Annotated in this window: 22 protein-coding genes; 14 read left to right on the top strand and 8 right to left on the bottom strand. The window is 49.3% G+C overall.

Annotated features, from left to right (window positions below; translation table 11 throughout):
- The coding region (locus ACP5SG_RS06270) for a UDP-N-acetylmuramate--L-alanine ligase (RefSeq protein ID WP_428122940.1) at positions 1–828 on the bottom strand (828 nt) is incomplete at its 3' end.
- 202 nt (positions 829–1030) lie between these two features.
- Positions 1031–4591 carry a transcription-repair coupling factor gene (gene mfd / locus ACP5SG_RS06265; protein WP_424661118.1) on the bottom strand — a complete coding sequence of 1187 codons (3561 nt, stop codon included), beginning with the start codon at positions 4589–4591 and terminating at the stop codon, positions 1031–1033.
- A gap of 225 nt (positions 4592–4816) precedes the next feature.
- Here mfd and ACP5SG_RS06260 point away from each other — a divergent pair, with 225 nt between their 5' ends.
- A complete protein-coding gene (locus ACP5SG_RS06260; protein WP_424661117.1) occupies positions 4817–6958 on the top strand; it encodes a sigma 54-interacting transcriptional regulator in 2142 nt (713 codons plus the stop codon).
- A gap of 178 nt (positions 6959–7136) precedes the next feature.
- On the opposite strand, the gene ACP5SG_RS06255 is transcribed toward ACP5SG_RS06260, so the two are convergent.
- Positions 7137–7484, bottom strand: coding sequence for a MerR family transcriptional regulator (locus tag ACP5SG_RS06255; protein ID WP_237889741.1), 348 nt, complete (start codon positions 7482–7484; stop codon positions 7137–7139).
- 384 nt (positions 7485–7868) lie between these two features.
- Between ACP5SG_RS06255 and ACP5SG_RS06250 the strand changes: the two genes are divergently transcribed.
- The 3 genes from ACP5SG_RS06250 (at position 7869) to ACP5SG_RS06240 (ending at position 9935) form a co-directional block, all read left to right on the top strand.
- On the top strand, positions 7869–8108 hold the full coding sequence (locus tag ACP5SG_RS06250) for a hypothetical protein (protein WP_237889743.1): 240 nt from the start codon (positions 7869–7871) through the stop codon (positions 8106–8108).
- Between the two features lie 33 nt (positions 8109–8141).
- The gene (nrfD, locus tag ACP5SG_RS06245; protein ID WP_424661116.1) at positions 8142–9329 is read left to right on the top strand and encodes an NrfD/PsrC family molybdoenzyme membrane anchor subunit; all 1188 of its coding nucleotides are present in this window, start codon (positions 8142–8144) and stop codon (positions 9327–9329) included.
- Positions 9330–9521: 192 nt separating this feature from the next.
- On the top strand, positions 9522–9935 hold the full coding sequence (locus ACP5SG_RS06240; RefSeq protein ID WP_237889746.1) for a MerR family transcriptional regulator: 414 nt from the start codon (positions 9522–9524) through the stop codon (positions 9933–9935).
- 166 nt (positions 9936–10101) lie between these two features.
- Here the strand turns inward: ACP5SG_RS06240 and yihA are convergent, their stop codons facing one another.
- The 5 genes from yihA to cutA form a co-directional block, all read right to left on the bottom strand.
- On the bottom strand, positions 10102–10656 hold the full coding sequence (yihA, locus tag ACP5SG_RS06235; RefSeq protein ID WP_424661122.1) for a ribosome biogenesis GTP-binding protein YihA/YsxC: 555 nt from the start codon (positions 10654–10656) through the stop codon (positions 10102–10104).
- Positions 10657–10718: 62 nt separating this feature from the next.
- Positions 10719–11591 carry an ATP phosphoribosyltransferase gene (gene hisG / locus ACP5SG_RS06230; RefSeq protein ID WP_407932045.1) on the bottom strand — a complete coding sequence of 291 codons (873 nt, stop codon included), beginning with the start codon at positions 11589–11591 and terminating at the stop codon, positions 10719–10721.
- The gene (gene hisI / locus ACP5SG_RS06225) at positions 11588–11974 is read right to left on the bottom strand and encodes a phosphoribosyl-AMP cyclohydrolase (RefSeq protein ID WP_237889751.1); all 387 of its coding nucleotides are present in this window, start codon (positions 11972–11974) and stop codon (positions 11588–11590) included. The genes hisG and hisI overlap by 4 nt, the downstream gene beginning before the upstream one ends.
- Before the next feature lie 32 nt (positions 11975–12006).
- Complete coding sequence (locus ACP5SG_RS06220) at positions 12007–12150, bottom strand: hypothetical protein (RefSeq protein WP_237889752.1); 144 nt, start codon at positions 12148–12150, stop codon at positions 12007–12009.
- Positions 12151–12166: 16 nt separating this feature from the next.
- Entirely contained in the window at positions 12167–12517 is a 351-nt protein-coding gene (gene cutA / locus ACP5SG_RS06215) for a divalent-cation tolerance protein CutA (RefSeq protein ID WP_428122933.1), read from the bottom strand.
- Between the two features lie 112 nt (positions 12518–12629).
- On the opposite strand from cutA, the gene ACP5SG_RS06210 reads away from it, so the two are divergent.
- The 10 genes from ACP5SG_RS06210 to fabG all read left to right on the top strand — a co-directional run.
- The gene (locus ACP5SG_RS06210; RefSeq protein ID WP_237889755.1) at positions 12630–13454 is read left to right on the top strand and encodes a phosphoribosylformylglycinamidine synthase subunit PurQ; all 825 of its coding nucleotides are present in this window, start codon (positions 12630–12632) and stop codon (positions 13452–13454) included.
- A 181-nt stretch (positions 13455–13635) separates the two neighbouring features.
- The gene (gene tatC, locus ACP5SG_RS06205; RefSeq protein WP_237889756.1) at positions 13636–14415 is read left to right on the top strand and encodes a twin-arginine translocase subunit TatC; all 780 of its coding nucleotides are present in this window, start codon (positions 13636–13638) and stop codon (positions 14413–14415) included.
- Positions 14416–14503: 88 nt separating this feature from the next.
- The gene (locus tag ACP5SG_RS06200; RefSeq protein ID WP_424661114.1) at positions 14504–15049 is read left to right on the top strand and encodes a YceD family protein; all 546 of its coding nucleotides are present in this window, start codon (positions 14504–14506) and stop codon (positions 15047–15049) included.
- 81 nt (positions 15050–15130) lie between these two features.
- A complete protein-coding gene (gene rpmF, locus ACP5SG_RS06195) occupies positions 15131–15316 on the top strand; it encodes a 50S ribosomal protein L32 (RefSeq protein ID WP_237889758.1) in 186 nt (61 codons plus the stop codon).
- Between the two features lie 5 nt (positions 15317–15321).
- A complete protein-coding gene (plsX, locus tag ACP5SG_RS06190; protein ID WP_237889762.1) occupies positions 15322–16338 on the top strand; it encodes a phosphate acyltransferase PlsX in 1017 nt (338 codons plus the stop codon).
- 1 nt (position 16339) lies between these two features.
- Complete coding sequence (locus tag ACP5SG_RS06185) at positions 16340–17323, top strand: beta-ketoacyl-ACP synthase III (protein ID WP_428122927.1); 984 nt, start codon at positions 16340–16342, stop codon at positions 17321–17323.
- Positions 17324–17398: 75 nt separating this feature from the next.
- A complete protein-coding gene (locus ACP5SG_RS06180) occupies positions 17399–18574 on the top strand; it encodes an acyl-CoA dehydrogenase family protein (RefSeq protein ID WP_428122924.1) in 1176 nt (391 codons plus the stop codon).
- A 26-nt stretch (positions 18575–18600) separates the two neighbouring features.
- Positions 18601–19392, top strand: a complete 792-nt coding sequence (locus ACP5SG_RS06175; RefSeq protein WP_424661112.1) for an electron transfer flavoprotein subunit beta/FixA family protein — start codon at positions 18601–18603, stop codon at positions 19390–19392.
- A 33-nt stretch (positions 19393–19425) separates the two neighbouring features.
- A complete protein-coding gene (locus ACP5SG_RS06170) occupies positions 19426–20484 on the top strand; it encodes an electron transfer flavoprotein subunit alpha/FixB family protein (RefSeq protein WP_237889772.1) in 1059 nt (352 codons plus the stop codon).
- Positions 20485–20486: 2 nt separating this feature from the next.
- The coding region (gene fabG / locus ACP5SG_RS06165) for a 3-oxoacyl-[acyl-carrier-protein] reductase (RefSeq protein ID WP_428122920.1) at positions 20487–21229 on the top strand (743 nt) is incomplete at its 3' end.

The following is a 21229-nucleotide window of genomic DNA, read 5'->3' as shown; positions in this document are numbered from 1 at the left end:
ATCGTCCGTTCTGTACGACTTGAAATAATAATCTAGATCTTTTGATTCGCCGTATGTGACAACTCTGCACCTTGCATATCTTAGTACATCCCTTACGGCCGGCCAATCGGCGCAGGCTACGATGAGGCCGTCCTGCGGGATGATCTCTACAAAGCGGACGAATGCGGCCTTTACTGCATCAAGGTCTTGGTATATGTCTGCGTGGTCGAATTCGATGCTGGTAAGTATGGCAGCCTTCGGCATATAGTAGATGAATTTAGGTTGTTTGTCGAAGAAGGCCGTATCGTATTCATCCCCTTCAAGGACAAACCACGGCGGGTTTCCCAGATGAAATCCGCTATCATAGGCGTTCAGCACCCCCCCGATCATGAAGCCCGGGTCTTCGCCGGTGCCTGCAAGGGCGGAGACGAGCAGTGAAGATGTGGTGGTCTTGCCGTGGGTACCGGCCACAACAAGCGGTGTCCTTTCGCATAGAAAGAAGTGCGAAAGGGCCTGCGGGAATGACATATACGGGATTTTCTCCCGAAGTACGTAGACCGCTTCGGGGTTGTCCCGTCTTATGACATTTCCGATTATTACAAGATCAGGCATGGTGGACAGATTTTCTTCACCATAACCCAGTTGAACCGGTATCCTGAGCCCTTTTAAGAGTTCGCTCATTGGAGGATACGCCTGGCTGTCAGATCCTCTGACGTTATAGCCTTTTTGTCTTAAAAGTCCTGCAAGCCCGGCCATGCCTGTGCCGCATATGCCCATCAGGTAGATGTCGCGGCAATCCATAGCAAAGGGTCGAGGCGACCTTGGTCTGTTTCCATATCTTCTTGACATTTATAAACCTTTATAAAAGCATAAAAGACCATGCCGATCATCATTTTTGTGGCATGTGAGTCTCGAAATTTTTTGCATAGTAGCTGCCTACACCTTGTGTGGCAAGACAAAACGGCATGGCATTGATTGAAAAAATTTCTCATGGTGGACTATGATCCGTAAGGGTTGGTTAAACGCGTCCATTATCCGGCTTAAAGGGGCATTAGAGAAAGATGCCAGCTGCATCCGCAAGCCCCCTTATCGCTGTTTTTATATCTGAAAGTGATGCCGGTCTACCCTTGTTTTCTTTGAGTTTGAGCGTGAGCCTTCCATCAGGGAGGCTGCCGTAACGTCCTCTTTTTTGCACCTCTTCCAGCAATTTTTCAGGATTTGGCGGACCATTCGGTCCGAATGCAAGCACAAGAGACTCAATCTCGCCTGATGATGTGCCGCTCCTGTCCAGTCTGACGCAGTTTAAGGCCTTTAAAAGGCGCTTTATGGCCATGACTTCGAAAAGGGACAAGACCTCATTTGGAGGTCGGCCGAACCTGTCTTCAAGTTCCTGTAAAAATTCTTCTGCATCGCGGTCATCTTCGAGCCTTGAGAACCTTCGATAGAGCCTCAGGCGTTCCTCTACGTCAGGGCAATACTCATCCGGTATGAATGCGGCCGCTTTAAGGTTGACCTCCGGGTCAATATTGTCCTTTGGCGGGAGGCCCTTGATCTCATCCACGGCGGATTGCAGTAAGTCTAGATAGAGTTCGTAGCCCACATCTACGATCTGGCCAGACTGGGCGAGCCCCAGGATATTCCCTGCGCCCCTGATCCTCAGATCCTCCATGGCGAGCATGAACCCACTGCCCGAAGCAGCGGCCTCCATGACGGCCTTCAGTCTCTTTTGTGTCTCCTGTGTCAGGTCTTCTATGCGCTGGACCAGAAGATATGCATAGGCCTGTTCGCTTGATCTGCCGACCCTGCCTCTCAATTGATAGAGGTCGGCTATTCCAAGGGTGTCGGCCCTGTTTATGATTATAGTGTTGGCGGATGGTATGTCTATGCCTGATTCGATTATAGTGGTACAGATCAGGCAGTCCGTCTCACCCCTTACGAAGCGGATCATGATGTCTTCAAGGGTCTCTGCATCCATCCTGCCGTGGGCCGTCTCGACCCTTGCCTTCGGGACGAGCCTTCGGATGTGATCCGCTATCCGCTCGATCCCTTTTACCCTGTTATGTATGAAAAAGACCTGTCCACCCCGCTTAAGTTCCTTTTCTATCGCCTCTTTTATGAGAGAATCATCAAATTCAGCAAGGAATGTCTTTATCGGCAGTCGTTCCCTTGGCGGAGTCTTGATGACAGAGATGTCTCTCAGACCGAGGAGTGAGAGCTGGAGCGTCCTCGGGATGGGAGTGGCGGTCATGGTCAGGCAGTCGACGTCCTGTTTGAGCCTTTTCAGACGTTCCTTGTGTCTAACCCCGAAGCGGTGCTCCTCGTCCACTATCAAAAGCCCAAGGTCTTTAAAGCGGACGTCGGCTCCAAGGAGCCTGTGGGTGCCGACCAAGATGTCAATGAGGCCCTGTCTGGTCTTTTCGAGGATCTCTCTTTGCTCCTGCGCTGACTTTAGCCTGCTAAGTGCAGCTATGGTGACCGGAAATTTAGAAAATCTCTGCCTGAATGTCCGTTCGTGCTGTTCGGCCAGAAGCGTTGTGGGGACCAGCACCGCCACCTGTTTGTTGTCGCAGACTGCCTTGAACGCCGCACGCACCGCCACTTCTGTCTTGCCGAAGCCGACATCCCCGCAAAGTAGTCTGTCCATGGGCCTCGGGCGCTGAAGGTCATTGATGACTTCTTCGATTGAGGCGGCTTGATCTTCCGTCTCTTCATAGGGAAAGGCTGCCTCAAACTGCCTAAACATCGCATCGGGCGGCGAAAAGGCATACCCTTCGCGTGTCATCCTTTCGGCATACAACTCCACCAGTTCGTGCGCTACCGCATAGACTGCCTTCTTTGTCTTTTGTTTGGCGAGCTGCCAGCTGGCGCCACCAAGCCTGTCAAGCCTTGGCTCCCTGCCTTCTATCCCGATATAACGCTGGATGAGTCCCAAACGGTCGATCGGCAGGTAGAGCTTGTCCATATCCCTGTACTCAAGGTGCAGATATTCGCCCGGTATGCCACCTGCCTCAAGCCTGACAAGCCCCTTGTATATCCCAATGCCATGGTCCCTGTGGACCACAAAGTTGCCCGGCCTGAGTTCTTCAAAGACCACTTCTTCTATGCCTGCCTGTCTTTTCTTTTGAATGGGCCGCCTCGAAGGCGCCTTGGAGCCTAGGAGTTCATCTTCTGTTATAAATACAAGCGGGACCGATAAAGATGGGATGACAAAGCCCGACGATAGTCCACCACAGTATATCTCTAGCCCGGGCCCATTTGGTTCTTCAGTAAATGGAGCATTCTTTACGGAGTCAGGGATGAGGCCCTTCATCCAATCGTAGAGGTTGAAGATCTCTCTAAGCTTTCTGCCCTGGCGCTCACCAGGCGCCGCTATCGTCACCCGGCATCCTTCATCGATCAGGTCTTTAAGCCTTTCAAGCGTCGGTCCTAGCAGTTCTTCACCCTTTTTGCTGCCCCTAACGACAGGCGTGATGGACGGTCTCGTGGCGCCGATGGTGATGGGTTCCATCTTCGATGTAGGGATTCCGAAGGCACGGATGTCTGATGGCGATTCTATCTTTATGTCCCTTAGGATGATGTCGGTCCTGTCTCTGATCCACGAGGATACGACCTCTTTTTTAATAAAGAGTTCGTCGAATTGGGCCATAATCCTTTGCGACCCGAGGGCTGCCTTGTGGTTGCTGCGTGCGTTCAGGAGGAAGGAATCAATGACTTGTTCGAGCGAGTCAGGATCTTCGAGCGCCAAAATCCCATCTTCTGGGAAAAAGTCCTTGATGGAAGAAGGTGTCTTGTAAATAATTGGGATCAGGGCGAGCGCCCCCTCAGCGAGCCTTTTTGATTCAAGTTGTTGGATGGTTTCAGTTAATTGCCCGGAAGGCCAGTCAAGATGCTGGGCGCGTTCTATGATTTCATGTTGCGCCTTCTCAATGAGATTGTCATCAAAAACAATCTCGCCCGCAGGCAGGAGTGTCAATGCATCGATCTTCTCGATGGATCGCTGTGACGCTGGGTCAAAGAGGTTTATTTCCTCCACCATGTCGCCGAAGAAGTCGATCCTTGCCGGAAATTGCCCTGAATACAGGATGGGAGGGGGGAAGACATCTAATATCCCGCCGCGCACGCTGAATTCTCCTCTGGATCTGACGTTCGTCTGCCGTTCATAACCTGACTTTATAAGCCAAGAGATCAGGGCCTCTCGGTCCGTCTCCTCGCCGGTTTCTATATATTCTACTGATCTGATAAGTATGTCTCTGGAGATGGTGAGCTCGGACAAGGCCTGAACAGGGGCTACGGCAATGTATGGGCCGTCAAGGGTCGCCATCTGATATAGGATTGAGATGCGGTTTGCCATGGTCTCATAGTTGGGGATGACGGGCATAAAAGGCATAAAGTCATGGAGATGATAGACAAAGACAGGCAGATCTGTAAAAAATGTCAGGTCCATCCCCATCTCTTCGGCCCTTCTCGGCCCGGAAGTGATATAAAGAACAGCGCGGCCTGTGACCTTGGCAAGCCTTGAAATCAGCCATGATGGGGCGCTTGTGCAGAGACCGTTAAGTTCGAGGATCCTGTCTCGTTTTTTTATTCGGGTTGATAATTCCGTTAAATCCATTTTGTACTCGGTCTGTTCTTGAAAGTATGCGGTTTCATGTTTAATTATGAAAAAGACTATTCGCCATGCCTGGCGTTCTATTCATGTATTCAAAGAGAGGCTGCTTTTGTAGTCAAGCCCTTATATTACCGTTAGATGTCTTTGCCTATCTAGATGTAGGTTTTTGTCAGGCGTCGGTGTTGGACGGGCTGTCGGTTTAAGCGTTTGGTCTGGGGAGCAAGTTAAATGTCAGAGAACGAAGGAAGGATTGAAAAACAGCTGGCCACAAAAACCGTTCGTCCAAATGACGCCCTGTTTATTGTGAATGCAAACTGCAAGGTCATATACTTCAATGAGGCCGCCAAGAGGTTTACAGGCCTTGGATTTGCAGACCTCATGGGTGCGGATTTCAAATCATTATTTATAAAGAAGGCCGACGAACAGCTTCCATGTATCTGTGATGATATACAGGCCGGGCGAGTTATTCGCAACCGCCGCGTATTCTTTTCGGAGAAGGTCAGGAGAGAAAGGGAGGCCATGTTCATGACCGTCCTCCCTTGTTTTAACGAGGAAGACGGGTTTGATGGGGCGGTTGTTCTCCTCAGAAACTCTGTGGATGAGACTGTGATATCCGAGTTGGCCCTTGAGAGTATAGCAGATGGTGTATTTGCGGTGGACAAGGATTGGCGGATAAGATCGTTTAATTCTGCCGCGGAAAAGATTACTGGCTGGTCTAAAGAAGAGGCGATAGGCAAGCGGTGCAGCGAGGTGTTCCACTCAAACATATGTGAGGCCGGACATATCCAAAAGGCGCTCGGGCAGATAGCGCGATGTTATCCGTTTAATACGGAGGTGTGTGAGACCAGATGCATCCTGGCCAAAAGCATCGAGATACAACGGCCTATAGCCAATGAAACCATCTTTATAAAGAGGCGGGACGGACGCAGTTTGCCTGTTAGCATAAGCGCTGCGCCGCTCCTGGACAATACAGGGGACGTGATAGGCGGCGTCGAGACCTTCAGGGATATCACATCCGAGGTGGAGCGCAAGCTGATCCTTGAGAGCATAGCAGATGGGGTCTTTACCGTGGACAAAGATTGGCGGATCACGTCTTTTAATCGGGCCGCGGAGAATATCACGGGCTACACCGCCGAAGAGGTCATCGGTAGGCACTGTCATGAGATATTTCAATCGAGTATCTGCGGCGAGGCCTGTGCCCTTGCAAACAGCATAAAGAATAAGACCCCAGTACGCAACAGATCGATCTTCATAAGGCACAAGAGCGGCAAAAACATCTCGATCAGCATAAGCGCTGCGCCGCTCCTGGACAATACAGGGGACGTGATAGGCGGCGTCGAGACCTTCAGGGATATAAGCGCCATCATGACCCTCCGTAAGGAGATCACGAAGCGCTATACATTCGGCGATATCATAAGTAAGAGCGCCATAATGAGAAGGAGGGTGTTTGATATCCTGCCTGATATTGCAAGGAGCGACAGCAACGTCTTGATACTCGGTGAGAGTGGGACAGGAAAGGAATTGGTGGCCAGGGCCATTCACAATTTTTCGAGGCGCATGAAAGGGCCATTTGTGGCAGTGAACTGCGGGGCGCTGCCTGACACCCTCCTTGAATCCGAACTTTTTGGCTACAAGGCTGGGGCCTTTACTGACGCAAAGAAAGACAGGCCGGGCCGGTTTGCTGCGGCGGAGAAGGGTACACTTTTTCTTGATGAGATAGGAGACATCTCCCAGGCCCTTCAGGTTAAACTCTTGAGGGTGCTCCAAGACAAAGTCTACGAGCCGCTCGGATCAAACAGGCCGGTGAAGGCCGATGTCCGGATATTGGCGGCCACGAATCGGGATCTCGGCGAACTAGTCAGGGAAGGCAGGTTCAGGGAAGACCTTTATTACCGTCTGAACGTGGTAAAGATACAGCTTCCACCCCTTCGGGAACGCAAGGAGGACATCCCTCTTTTGATTGAGCACTTTATAGCGAAGTTCAACGCCCAAAAGGAGAAGGAGATAACCGGGATATCCCAGGAGGCCGTCGATAGGCTTATGCAATATGACTTTCCTGGCAATATACGCGAGCTTGAAAATATAATAGAATATGCCTTTATCCTTTGTCACGATGGAATGATCCAACTCCAACACCTGCCGGAGCCATTTTGTCAGAAGACCAATGAAGAGCTCTTGCCGGCCATTGATTCAAACAAGCCGCTAGGCCTCGATGAAATAGAAAAGATCGCGATCACCAAGGCCCTTGAGCGCAACAACTGGCGGCGTCTGGCTACATGCAGGGAGCTTGGGATTTCAAAAGATACACTCAGGCGCAAGATCCAGCGTTACGGCATAGAGGCGCCGATAGAGGTGCCAGGAGAGGAATAGATGTCTTGTTTGTCCTCATGGTCTGGGTGCGATACTGCAAGGTTTTGGAATTTATGTTTGTGGTTGCAACGTAGGTAAAAAGATCAGTGGGGCGGCAAGACGGTTTTCCCATCTATTGGTCGTCTGGCCGGCAGACGGTCGCTATGGACAGGTCTTGCGATTATAGATGAACTGTGTGTTATGTATCATCGGTTGAGAAATCTATTTTGCCGCCGCACGTTTCGTGGATTTCAGGTGGGCATCCGGCGACCTTCCAGCAGGGCATGACCTCCAGAAGACGTTTTATCCCAGGGATGCTGATTCCTTCTTCGTGGATCAAAGTGCGCAGACATGTTATCCATTGGATGTCGTTTTGTGAATAAAGCCTCCTGGCCCCGCCGTATTTAGGTCTTATCAGCCCTTCTGTTTCATATATTCTGAGCGTCCTAGGATGCACGCCTATCATGCGCGCCGCAACCCCTATTGGATATATAGGAGTCTGCGGATCCGGGAAGTCGGTTTGTCTTTTGGGTCTGATTTTTGCCATTTCGCATTTTTATTTGTCTTAAATTTAAAAAAGTTGTAATTATTAATTCCTTTAATATTGAATATTAAAATTGTCAATATTTTTTAAAAAATTTTTATATATTTTATAAAGTCTATCATAATGGCGCAAAATGATCCCTTGATTTTTTAAAAAGGATCATTTTGCGCCATATTTTTTATATAAAATGCAAATTAAATTGTAAAGTTCAGTTGCCAAATATTAAATTAACAAAATGTAACATATTATTTTTACAATAAAATTGTCATAAATAAACTGTCATAAGTTATAAAATTATAAAAAGGTATCCATCTTGCAATTTATATAAAACAAAGGACAAAAAAACGAAAATGAGCCATAGATGAATTGGCTGAAAGGAGCCGAAAAATGAGCGCCCTGACACTATTAGTCCAAAAAATAAATTTATATCTGAAAGATAGTCCGAGAGACAATACACAGACAAAAGATACAGAGGCTTTTAATTTCAGCGAGGCCTTTTGGTTCACTACGACATTTCTCCTTTTCCTTGCGCTCGGGCCTTTTTCGGCAATCGCTGTGGTCTTTGGGGTACTTTCCCTGGCCGGGAAGGGTGATGAAGGCAATGTACCATGTGAAGACTGCAATTAAAAAATGAGAAAATAAATCTTAAGGAGGAAAAAGATGGACACGACAAACGTATCAATCGGCTCATTGGCTGAACAAAGGATGGCCAGCCCTGTGGTCAACAAACTCACACTGCTGTCATTCTTGCTGATGGCGGCCGGCCTGGGGACAGGCGTAGCTGGCTTTTTTGTAGGGCATCAGCATCTCTATGCGGTTACAAGAGATGTGCCGTGGGGGATTCTGATTTCTACCTATGCATTTTTCGCGATTACATCCACCGGACTCTGCCTGTTGGCAGCTATAGGCCATGCCTTCGGCGGGACCCCGGTGGCCCAGTTGGGGAACAGAGCGGTCTATCTCTCTATCATAACGATACTCTCTGCCTTTTCAGTCATCGGTCTTGAGCTTGAGAGCCCGTGGCGTATGCTTGTTTACAACGTAATCTCGCCCAATCTTACATCCAACATCTGGTGGATGGGTACACTTTATGGCCTTGCCGTGGGCTGTATGTTCATCGAATTTATTGCCATATTAACGGGTAGGCTGGGCATGGCGTTGGCTATCGGTGCATTGGGTGCCTTGTCCGAAGTGGGTGCCAATACGAATCTGGGAGCTGTATTTGCAACACTCACCGCCCGCCCGTTCTGGTACGGGGCGCAGCTTCCGGTCTATTTCCTGTGTGCGGCGGTCATGTCAGGCGCAGCTGCAATAATACTTTTCACCTATTTGTCCTATAGGCTTAGGGGCGAAGAGGTAGACGATGGCACAATGTCGGGTATACGGAGTGCAGGCAAGGTGCTTCTTTTGACCATCTTTCTCCTGGCGGTGGCTACTGTGTGGAGAATCCTAGCTCTATATACTGGAGGCTCCGAAGAAGGCATAATTGCCACAAATAACCTGCTTTATGGGCCTCTTTCTACCAATTTCTGGCTTTTTGAAACGGCGATTGGCATTGTGATCCCAATGGTCATCCTTGTCTTTACCCAAATAAAGAGCATGCCTGCTATGGCGGCGGCTTCCCTCATGGTCCTTATAGGCGGTTTTTTTCAGAGGTATGACTTGGTGGTTGCAGGCCAACAGGTCCCCCTCTTTTACGGGTGGGATAATCTGCCGAGTTATGTGGGTTATGCGCCGTCTGCAGGCGAGCTTATGGTAGTCATGGGTGGCATAGGTCTTACTATGACAGGCTTCTTTATCGGAGAGAGGTTGTTTGGTAAGCTGTTCCGCCAGGCAGGACATCATTAACTCTTAAATAGACAAATAGACAAGGTTCGGGCCTGGATAATCGGCGATTGCCCTGAAACGGCATGATGAGCAAGGGGTCCTTAAAATAAGGACCCCTTGTAGAGATTAGGATTGCGTATAAAAAGACTGAAAAAGATTTCGGGCAGGCGACGTCACAGAGATAAGGGTCACAGAGATAAGGATGGTATGCACATGGTCACAATGACAGAAGAGGTCCAAAAAAGGTCGAGACACATTGACGATACAGGGTCAGGTCCCGTTGAAACGGAACTTTGGCAGCCCATTGATAATGTAGATCCGGACAAGCCTATCTTTTCCATCGGGGCTGCGTCAGCCATGCTGGAGGTCCATCCTCGAACGCTTCGCATCTATGAAGAGGAGGAATTGATAAGGCCGACGAGACGTGGCCAGCGACGTTATTATTCCCTTAATGACATACAGTGGATAACATGCCTGAGGTCGATGATACACGACCACGGGGTTAGCATAGCCGGTCTCAAGAAACTGTTGCAGTATACAGCCTGTTGGAATATAGTGAAATGCCCTATGGAAAAGAGGAAGGTATGTACGGCCTATCATTCACTGGGCCTACTCCATGACAGGTAGGTTCTTTTATGCAAGACATCCTGTTGCTCATCTTTATTGTCATCGTATGGTTCGGTATCAACCGCTGGCTGCTTCCAAGGTTTGGTGTACCCACCTGAGCTGCCCCTTCTTGCGAGATCGGGTCTCGGTCTAAAAAGAAAGACAAAAGATAAATATAATGGCTGGATTACCCTAGGTCCAGAATACGTCTTCTTAAGGTATCTATCCCCTCTCCGGTGCGCGCCGAGGTCAAGAGGGGGGTCTCTGTAAGCGAAGGCAAGGCGCGCATGATCGTCTTTATCTGTGCCGTCCTTTTGGGTTGGGATAGCTTGTCAGCCTTGTTTAGTACAACCAGGGCGTTGATCCTAAGGGCGCTGAGATAATCCAGGAGCTGTATATCCATCTGGTCAGGCATCCGTCTTATGTCAAAGATGCAGACAACCGTCTTGATGTTTCGTCTTGATTTAAGATATTGTTCGATCAAGGTCTTCCATTTGACCTGGATCTCTTTGGGTGCCTTTGCAAATCCATAACCTGGTAAATCGACGAAGAATATCCGCTCGTTTGCCAAAAAGAAATTTATGGTCTGTGTAAAACCAGGCATCGAGCTCACTTTTACCAGGCTGTGTCTGGACGAGACGGCATTTATAATAGAAGACTTTCCAGCGTTTGAACGGCCTGCAAATACTATTTCAGGGAGGCGCGCAGGCGGAAATTCCGAGACGGAGTATGCGCTTTTTATAAATTCAATCTTTGTTATTATATCCTACCCACCTCTGTCACGTTTTTCGATCCATATTATCTTTATATTACTTTGTTGAGCGAATATTCAATGATCCCTTCAGCACCAGCGGCCCTAAGCCTTGGGATGAGCTCTCTTACTTCTGTTTCATTGATGACGGTCTCTATGGAGCACCAATTCTGATCATAGAGCGGTGATACCGTAGGTGCGTTGAGGCTTGGTAGGACCTCGATAATTGCCTTTATATTGGCGACGGGAACGTTCATTTTGAGCCCTACCAGCCTATCGGCCCTGAGCGCTCCTTGAAGGAGCATGGCGATCTGTTCTATTTTTTGCCGCTTCCATGCATCTTCCCATGCGCGTCTGTTGCATATGAGTTGCGGATTTGATTCCATGAGATCAGCGATTATGGCAAGGCCGTGGGCGCGTATTGTACTCCCTGTCTCCGTAACTTCAACTATGGCGTCTGCCAGACCTGATACTACTTTCGCCTCGGTTGCCCCCCATGAAAATTCCACCTGCACGTTTACTCCATGTTCGGCAAAATAGCGTCTAGTAAAGTTAACGAGCTCGGTCGCTATTTTTTTGCCTTCCAGGTCTTTTATGGAGCGGTAGGGCGCCTCCCGCGGCACGGCAAGGACCCATCTGGCTGGGCGCTTGCTTACCTTTGAATATATAAGATCCGCCACTATGTGTACATCGGAGTCGTTTTCGAGTATCCAATCACGGCCTGTGATCCCTGCATCCATGACCCCTTGCTCCACGTAACGGGACATCTCCTGGGCCCTGCAGATGCTGCATGATATTTCAGGGTCGTCTATGTCAGGGAAATAGCTTCTGTTATGAACGTCTATCCGCCAGCCTGACTTGGCAAAGAGGTCTATCGTGGCTTTTTCGAGGCTGCCTTTTGGGATTCCAAGCTTAAGTATGTTCACTTCGCATATATCTCCTTTGGATCAAAGACCAGCTTACCGACCGTCATCAGGCCACCATCATTTACCATATGATGAAAACAACTTTTAAACCCGGTGTGGCAGGCCGCTCCCCCGATCTGTTCCACCTTTACGAGAATGGCGTCATAATCACAGTCTACATATGCCTCTTTGAGTATCTGTATGTGCCCAGACGTCTCGCCCTTCAGCCAGAGCTTGCCCCTTGACCGGCTCCAGTAATGCACATGTCCTGTCTCAAGGGTCTTTTCCCATGCGAGACGGTTCATGTAGGCCAGCATTAATACCTCGCCGGTCAGCCAATCCTGGGCGATTACGGGCAGGAGTCCGCCGCCCTTGTCAAAGTCAAGTTCAAGTGCCTTTTTCATGGGACGGTTTTTAATAATTTCAGCTGGTCATGTCAAGGTCCCTTATTGATGCTACTGGCGCCATTTGAGCCCACCACGCCGTTGGCCACAATTGGACAAACAGGATAGCCTGCCGGCAATGCAGTAGTCAGGACAACGACTACCAATGGGAAATGTTTCTTCAGTTTGTTATTCATTGTCGAGGAAAATCTCTTAATCTCTTGTTATCTCTATTACCCAGTCTTTATAAGCGGCAAGGGCCTCGATTACAGGGATGGCTATGATCTGCGGGACTTCATACGGGTGTAAGTTCAAGATCGCACGCTCGATCTCTTTGTAGTTTCTGGCCGGGGCCTTTATTGCGCACTGCCATTCCTCTGAAGACTGGATCGCCCCTTTCCACCAATAAAAACTTGATATAGGCCCGCTTATCTGTGCGCAGGCACACAAGCGCCTTTCGACCAGGTGCTCTGCTATGCATCTTGCGTCATCCTTGCTTTCAGTGGTAGTTATTATCTTTATCAGACCTTCTTTGTCTTTCATGTCCATTGTGGTCACCTCCATAATGGTCAGTGAGTTGTTTTTATTGTAAAGATGATAATGTACTATAGCAAAAACAGATTCTATTGTGAAATTTTGATTGGAAAACTGTTTGGAATAATTATTGAGGATAAAAATGGCGGCTAAGGTAAAAGTGATCGTGGTTACTGGTTACGGGACCAATTGTGAGAGAGAGATGGCCCATGCCTCAAGGCTTGCTGGCGCCGATCAGGTTGATATCGTCCATTTAAGCGATCTGCTCGATGGCACGGTAAGTCTTGGCAGATATCAGTTTCTGAACTTGCCAGGAGGATTTCTGGACGGCGACAACCTCGGCTCCGCTCAGGTTGGGGCGCACAGGCTCAAATATGCCAGGGTAAAGGGGTCTGGTGAGCGACTCATGGACCAGTTTCTGCGATTTGTAAGGGACGGCGGGCTTATTCTTGGTGTCTGCAATGGGTTTCAGCTCCTTGTGAAAGCAGGATTGCTGCCAGGATTTGATGGCAACTATGAAGAACGGGTTACAAGCCTCACCTATAACGATTCAGGGAGGTTTGAAGACCGTTGGGTCACGTGCAAGGTTGTGAGGGAGAGTCCGTGTATATTTACAAGGGGCATGGAAACGCTCGAGCTGCCGGTTAGGCACGGTGAAGGTAAGTTTGTGACGCTCGATCAGACGATAAGGGATAGGCTGGTGAGAGAATGCCTTGTGGCTATGCAATATATTTCACCCGTCACCAACGAGCCGACAGGGGAGTACCCTTACAATCCTAATGGATCAGAGCTGGCAGTTGCCGGTGTATGTGACCCTACAGGGCGCATCTTTGGGCTTATGCCGCATCCCGAGGCCTTTAATCACAGAACGAACCACCCAAGGTGGACAAGATGTGATCTGCCTGAAGAAGGCGCAGGGATCGCCATATTCAGAAACGCAGTTGAATATATTCGTGATAATCTATGATAGAGACCATCTAGGGTCTATTTTGTCATTTTTGTAGTAGGTAGATGGCTGGAATTCAGCAAACAAAAGTAAGCGGTATATCTTCGTTTTTGTTGGATGGTGGATCAAGACTATATCTATATTGGCCGTATATGGTAATGGAATCTGTTTTGTAGCCCGACACCTTAATGTCAAGGTCTTTATGCCGGAAAAGATATCAGAAAAAATAGAAAAGACAAAACAGATAACATCGGGCAGTCTCCAGGCCGAGCCTTCATTGGCGAGGGATCTTGCGAGATTCCTCATGTTCATCCGCTGCTTTATTATCGAGACCTTGGTAGTCTTTTTCGTCTCCACGTTTATCATTTATTGGTTTTCACCCCACATATTGGCGGTCATGCAAAGACATCTCGCCACCCCTTGCCTTGCATTTTTCGGGGTCATGGAGCCTGTCGTGGCGCTTTTAAAACTTTCAAGTATAGTGGCCCTTGCATTCATTGCGCCTTTTGTGGCCTTCCGGGTATCTCAAGGACTCGCGGCGGTCTTTGGGATGACAAGGCGCTTTTCCTTTATGGTTGCCGCAAGTTCGCTGATCCTGTTCTATTCCGGCGCTGCATTTTGCTATCTTGTGACACTGCCGTTCGGCGCAAGATTTCTTTTGGAATATCAATCAGAGCACCTCAGGCCGATTATATCGGTTGGGCGTTTTGTGGATTTTGCCGGCTTTTTTATGCTTGGATTCGGGTTCATATTTGAGTTGCCGCTTCTCATGACTGTGTTGTGTCGGCTAAATGTCTGCAGTTATAAACTGTTCGTACGTCAGAGGCGTTATGCAATACTTCTTATAAGTATTGTAGCTGCGGTGCTTACACCAACGCCGGATGTATTCAATATGACGCTTATGGGATTACCGCTGTATTTTTTATATGAACTTGGTATAATCTTCGCCAGAATGAACAGCCGGTTAGGATCTTGTCCTTGACAATGGTCTGTCAGCATATATAGTTACCTGTTTATTGAAAAGACGCGCGTATCGACCGGCCAGGCAGGTTGAGATATCTTAAAGTAATATGGATAAAATTACATACCCTGACAGGTATCTGATATCTATAGAAGATATCCCCGAAGAGGGTCTATGTGTCCATTGCGACAACGTATCTAATATCCTGTCTGATCAGGACGACCCGGCCCTTGCAGGGCCGGTGGGGGCCGATGTCTGTCTTAATAGAGTGGACGGCCTGATATATCTTCAGGGTTCTGTCAAGGCCGCAGTGAACCTGGTTTGCGACCGCTGCCTGAATCCATATCAGTTAGATATAGATGCGGCTTTTTCTTATCTGCTGATCCCACAGTCCCTTGAAAAGGAAGGGTTTGATGCGGCAGCAAAAGGAAAAGATGCGGAGATATTGACTTACAATGGGAAAGATGTCCCTTTTGGCGAGATATTGAGGGAACAGATCTTGCTTCAGATACCTTTTCGGAGGTTGTGCAATGATGGCTGCAAAGGGATATGTCCTTCATGTGGGGCCGATCTCAACAAAGAGGCATGCCACTGTGAAAAAGATATAAAACAGGGCCCTTTTACTGTTTTAAAGGGATTGAAGATGCGACCTTGATCGGGCATCATGAGATGCATGCACTTGGGTTATATGTAGAATTTTGGCACTCGATAATATTTTTTATGGAGGTAATTATAAATGGGCATCCCGAAGAAGAAACCATCCAGAGCAAGGAGGGGAAACCGTCGTTCTCATGATTCGTTGACCCCTCCGTGTTTTTCTGCATGTCCGCAATGCACTGAACCCAAGCTCTCGCATAGGATATGCCCTCAGTGTGGGACATATAAGGGCAAGGTTTTTAATCAGAAAGAAGATATTTCTTAATAACCATGAAGGTAGCGGTTGACGCCATGGGAGGCGACAACGGCCCAAGGGTCTTGATTGAAGGGGCCGTTGCGGCTGCTAGGGAAAAGGGTATAGAGATCACGCTGGTCGGCCGTGAAGATTTGATCAGGAAACACTTGGAACGCATTGGTGCCACTGGCCTTCCTATAGACATATATCCAGCTTCCCAGGTGGTTGAAATGAAGGAATCCCCGGCTGATTCATTGCGGCGCAAGAAGGATTCAACAATCAGGGTCGCTTTTGAGCTTGCAGCTAGGGGTGAGGCGCAGGCTGTAGTAAGTGCTGGCAATTCAGGAGCGACCCTTGCCACTGCTATGGTTACGCTTGACAGGATAAACAGCGTCAGGCCGGCCATTGCAACTATGATGCCGACCCTTAAAGATCCGGTTGTCATGATAGATGTCGGCGCCAACGTGGACTGCAAACCCCATCATCTACTTCAGTTTGGCATAATGGGGGCGGTCTTTGCCAGCAAGGTGGCGAAGACCAGGACTAGACCAAGGGTCGGATTGATGAGCATAGGGGAGGAGGGGTCAAAGGGCAACCTTCAGGTAAGGCGCGCCTATGATCTCCTTTCTGCAAGCGGTTTGAATTTTGTGGGCAATGTTGAGGGCAGGGATGTATTCAAGGGCGAGGTGGATGTAGTCGTCTGTGACGGTTTTGTGGGCAATATCTGTTTGAAGCTTAGTGAGGGTTTTGCAGAGGCTGCGCTTATTATGTTGAGGGCTGAGATGAAGAGGAGTTTCATGGCCAAGATAGGGTACAGGCTTGCCTGGAATGCCTTTCAAAGGTTTAAGAAACGCGTTGATTATTCAGAATATGGTGGTGCGCCCCTTCTGGGGATAAAAGGCGTAGCTATCATATGTCATGGCCGTTCCGGTGTTAAGGCTGTCAAGAACGCCGTATGTATGGCCCACGAGCTTGCCATGGCCGATCTCTCGGGCCAGATTGCCGAGGCCATAGGAAGAGATCCTATAAGACTATCGAGTGCAGTGACCTGAAATGCCTAATCGGGCCATCATAATAGGGACAGGATCAGCCCTCCCCAGCCGACTTCTCACGAATAGAGACCTAGAGGCTATGGTGGAGACGAGCGATGAGTGGATAAAGACAAGGACCGGTATAGAACAGCGTTATATAGTCGGCGAAGGGGAGACCAATTCCTTTCTTGCCACTAGGGCTGCAAAGAACGCACTCGAAATGGCTGGAGTCCGCCCGCAGGAACTAGATCTCATCATAGTCGGTACTCTTACGCCTGATACGCCAATGCCGTCCGTAGCATGTCTTGTCCAGAAAGAGCTTGGCGCCAAAAAGGCGGGTGCATTCGACTTGTCTGCTACATGTTCCGGTTTCATCTATGGCCTTTCTATAGCCGACAAGTTTATTCGCGACAACCGCAAAATGAAGATACTTGTGATCGGCAGTGAGGTGCTTTCAAGACGCGTCAATTGGACAGATAGGACTACATGTGTATTGTTTGGAGACGGTGCAGGGGCGGCGGTTGTCACGGGCACTAAGGAAGACAGAGGCATACTTTCGACCCATCTCCATGCGGATGGCGCCTTGGGAGATCTCTTGACCATCAAAGGTCTCGGCACGGCCCATCCCGTAACCATGGAGATGCTCGAGCTGGGCTGGCAGTATATTCAGATGCAGGGCAGGGAGGTATTCAAGCATGCAGTCAAGGCCCTTGAGTCTGTGGCCTGGGAGGCGCTCAATGCAAATGGCTGGACAACAGATCAGGTGGATCTTCTGATAGCGCACCAGGCAAACATGCGTATACTCGATTTTCTTAGGGAAAAGCTAGGACTTACAAAAGATAAGGTCTTTATCAATATACACAAGTATGGTAATACCTCGGCGGCAAGCATTCCGATAGCGCTTGACGAGGCGAATCGTTCAAGATTGCTTTTGCCCGGCTCTAAGCTGCTGATGGTGGCCTTCGGGGGCGGTTTTACCTGGGGGTCATTGGCAATGCGCTGGTAAATGCAAGGTGATTAAATCCTTATTAATTAAGCGGAGTTAGGCACCTTTAATAAATATCAATAAAGGATTCAAACTATGGCCCAAGTTAATTATTTTTTGACCGAAGAGCAGCAGATGATCGTTGAATTGGCCCGCAAGATATCAAGAGAAAAGATCGTCCCTGTCCGGGCCGAATTGGATGAAAAAGAGGAATTTCCGTGGGATATTATAAAAGACCTTGCGCAGGCCGATCTGTTCGGCCTTTATATACCAGAGGCCTATGGTGGCCTTGGTGCAGGGTGTTTTGAGATGTGTCTTGCACTTGAAGAGCTGGCCTATGGTTGTATATCTGTGACGACTACATTCGCGGCTAGCGCCCTTGGTGGTTATCCTATACTGCTCTTCGGTTCCGAGGAACAGAAGGCTAGATATCTGCCGGATATAGCTTCAGGCAGGCGTCTGTCGGCCTTTGGTCTTACCGAAGCAAATGCAGGTAGTGATGTGGCCGCCATCCAGACTACGGCGGTCGAAGAAGGCGGGTCATGGGTTTTGAACGGGACAAAGCAGTGGATTACGAGTGGAGGGGAGGCAGATATATATACGATCATTGCGCTTACGGACAGAAACAAGGGGGCACGCGGTGCCACCGCTTTTATTGTGGAGAAAGGGGATCCGGGTTTAGGCTTCGGTAAAAAGGAGCGCAAGATGGGCCTCAGGGCCTCATCGACACGTGAGTTAATATTCAATGACTGCAGAATACCCAAAGATCGTGTATTGGGAAAGAGGGGACAGGGTTTTATAATCGCCATGAGGACCCTTGACCTTGCCCGTCCTGGTATCGGCGCTATAGGTGTAGGTCTTGCGCAGGCCGCCTTTGATGAGGCGTTGAAATATGCAAAGGAGCGCATCCAGTTCGGCCAGTCTATCATGTCTTTTCAGGCCATTCAGCATATGCTGGCTGATATGGTGACTCAGATAGAGGCATCCCGCGCCTTGGTCTATGCGGTGGCGAGGACCATTGATGCAGGGGCCAAGGACTTCGCCAAACTCTCGGCGATGGCCAAGTTGTTTCCGACCGATATGGCTATGAAGGCGACGACCGATGCAGTTCAGATACTCGGTGGTTATGGCTACATGAAGGACTACCCTGTCGAAAAGATGATGCGGGATGCGAAGGTCCTTCAGATATATGAAGGCACGAACCAGATATTAAGAAACGTGATAGGCCAGGCTATAAATAAGGAGTATGCAATCAGGGATTGCGGAAATTGATCCAGCCTGTTTGCATTTTTCATTCTATGCCACTCAATATAATCGTCTGTATAAAACAGGTGCCTGATGTAAAAACAGTCAGATTTGATCCAAAGACGGGGACTCTGATAAGAGACGGAGTTGGTGCAGTGATAAATCCTGTGGACTTAAACGCCCTCGAGGCTGGTCTCGGGCTCAAAGATGCCGTTGGCGGCGAGATCACGGCGGTTTCGATGGGTCCGCCTCAGGCTAAAGAGGCCTTGATGGAGGCGATGGCGATGGGCGTTGATAAAGGTGTGCTCCTTTCAGACCGCGCCTTTGCTGGTTCTGATACACTTGCGACTACTTATATCCTTGCCAAGGCCATAGAGAGACTTGGGGCATTTGATATTGTGCTGTGCGGCAAACAGTCACTTGACGGCGATACAGCTCAGGTCGGGCCTGGTCTTGCTGCAAGACTTGGTATACCAAGTGTTGCATATGTGGAGGAGATGAGATTGGTTGAAGGCGGTATGTTCAGACTCAGGCGTGAGACTGATTTGGGTTGCGATATCGTTGAAATCGAGCCACCTTTTCTTGCGACTGTCTTGCCTTCTATCAATAAGCCGAGACTACCTTCTTTAAAGGGTAAGATTAGGGCTAAAAAGACAGGGGTGATTGTCTGGGATGCAGACGACATCCAGGTTGATCCTGAGAAAATAGGCCTGAATGGGTCGCCTACACGCGTGCTCTCAACCTATGTCAAAGGTTTTGACGCAAAAGGTGAGATGCTTTCGGGGACTGCGGAAGAACAGGCGGATGCCTTGGTGAAGAGGCTCAAAGATGCAAATTTGCTTTAGTCGGTAGATGGTTATTGGATCTAAGGTCAGGGGATGCAAGATATTTCTTTAGAAAAAGATGTATGCGTCAAAGACGGTGGGGTGAATCCGTGGCGCGGGTTATGGGTGGCCGCCGAGTGTCCGGACAACAAATTGAATGATATCATCCTTGAGCTCATTGCCAAGGGTCGAATCCTTGCGGACAAGCTCGATACGCACGTTACAGCCATATTGATGGGTTCAGACGTATCATGGGCCGCTGAGACGCTCATAAGGCATGGGGCTGATAAGGTCTTTGTGGTTGAACATCCCGAGCTTGCTCCGTTTACTGAAGAGGTATATTCAAGTGTTCTGGCAGGGCTTGCACGCAGATATAGACCGGAAATCATACTTGCAGGCGCTACTTTGGCTGGGCGGGCATATATACCGAGGGTCGCAACCCTTCTAGAGACAGGGCTTACCGCTGATTGCATGGATCTTGATGTGAACGTCGAAGACAGGACGCTTTTGCAGACAAGACCTGGCTGGGGCGGCAATCTGTTCGTAACGATCGCATGTCCGACTCGCAGGCCGCAGATGGCCACAGTGAGACCGCATGTCTTTAAAAAGGGTCAAGACGACCCAAGGCGTCACGGCGAGACCGTTTTTATAAGACTTGAAGGAGAGTGGTTCTTGCATAGGGTCAGGGTGATCGAATCCATAAAGGAGAAGGCCGTTGCCGAGAACGACCTCTATGGCGCCAAGGTCGTCGTAGTTGCCGGCCGTGGGGTGGAGAACGATAAGGATATGGCACTTGTGAAGGAGCTTGCCGAGGTGTTGGGCGGTGTCGTGGGCGGGACCAGACCTGTTGTAGACGCAGGGTTGCTCCCTGAAAAGCTGCAGGTCGGCCAGTCGGGGGTGAGCATATCTCCGAGACTCTATATTGGCATCGGCGTTTCAGGGGCGGTTCAACATACCGCTGGCATAAAAGGCGCAGGGGTCATTGTTGCTATCAATAAGGATCCAGATGCACCGATATTTGGTCTGTCCACATATGGCCTTGTAGGTGATTTTAGGGACATCGTACCCGAGTTGATAAGGCGGATAAGGCATAAAAACCGGAGAGGTGGTTAGAGATGGGTTGTGAACAGATATTGAAGGATAAGATTGCCCTGGTCACAGGCGGTTCAAGGGGTATAGGTCGGGCCATCTGCCTTAAACTGGCTAGTCTGGGTGCGCGTGTTTTTATAAATTATGCAAATAATGAGGCGGCGGCAAGGACTGTAATGGATGAAATAACACGTTCAGGTGGCCGTGCATCTCTGCTGCCATTTGATGTATCCGACAGAGGCGCCGCGTCAGATTCCATAAAGAGATTGATATCAGATGCCGGTGCGCTTCATATACTGGTCAACAATGCTGGCATAGCGAGAGACAATCTTGCCGTGCGGATGAAGCAAGAGGATTGGGATAGCGTCATATCCATAAACCTGACAGGCGCCTTCAACTGCATCCAGTCTGCCCTAACGGCCATGATGAAGCAGAGATGGGGGCGTATTGTAAATATAGGTTCTGTAGTGGGTACCATGGGGAACGCAGGCCAGGCTAATTACGCGGCTGCAAAGGCCGGGCTTGAGGGTCTTACGAGATCTATAGCGCTTGAGGTGGCGTCAAGGGGTATCACGGCCAATGTGGTGTCACCTGGTTTTATAGATACCGACATGACCGCAGGGTTGTCGGATAAGATCCGAGAGCAGTTGCTCGCGCATATACCCATGGGTAGGATGGGTAGAGTTGAAGATGTGGCCGAGGCGGTGGCCTTTCTTTCCTCCGATGGGGCTTCATATATCACAGGTCATGTGTTGCATGTAAACGGAGG

Source organism: Dissulfurimicrobium sp. (genome assembly GCF_049968175.1).
In the GTDB taxonomy this organism is placed as follows: Bacteria; Desulfobacterota; Dissulfuribacteria; order Dissulfuribacterales; family Sh68; genus Dissulfurimicrobium; species Dissulfurimicrobium hydrothermale.
This window is presented reverse-complemented; position numbering and strand designations above follow the sequence as displayed.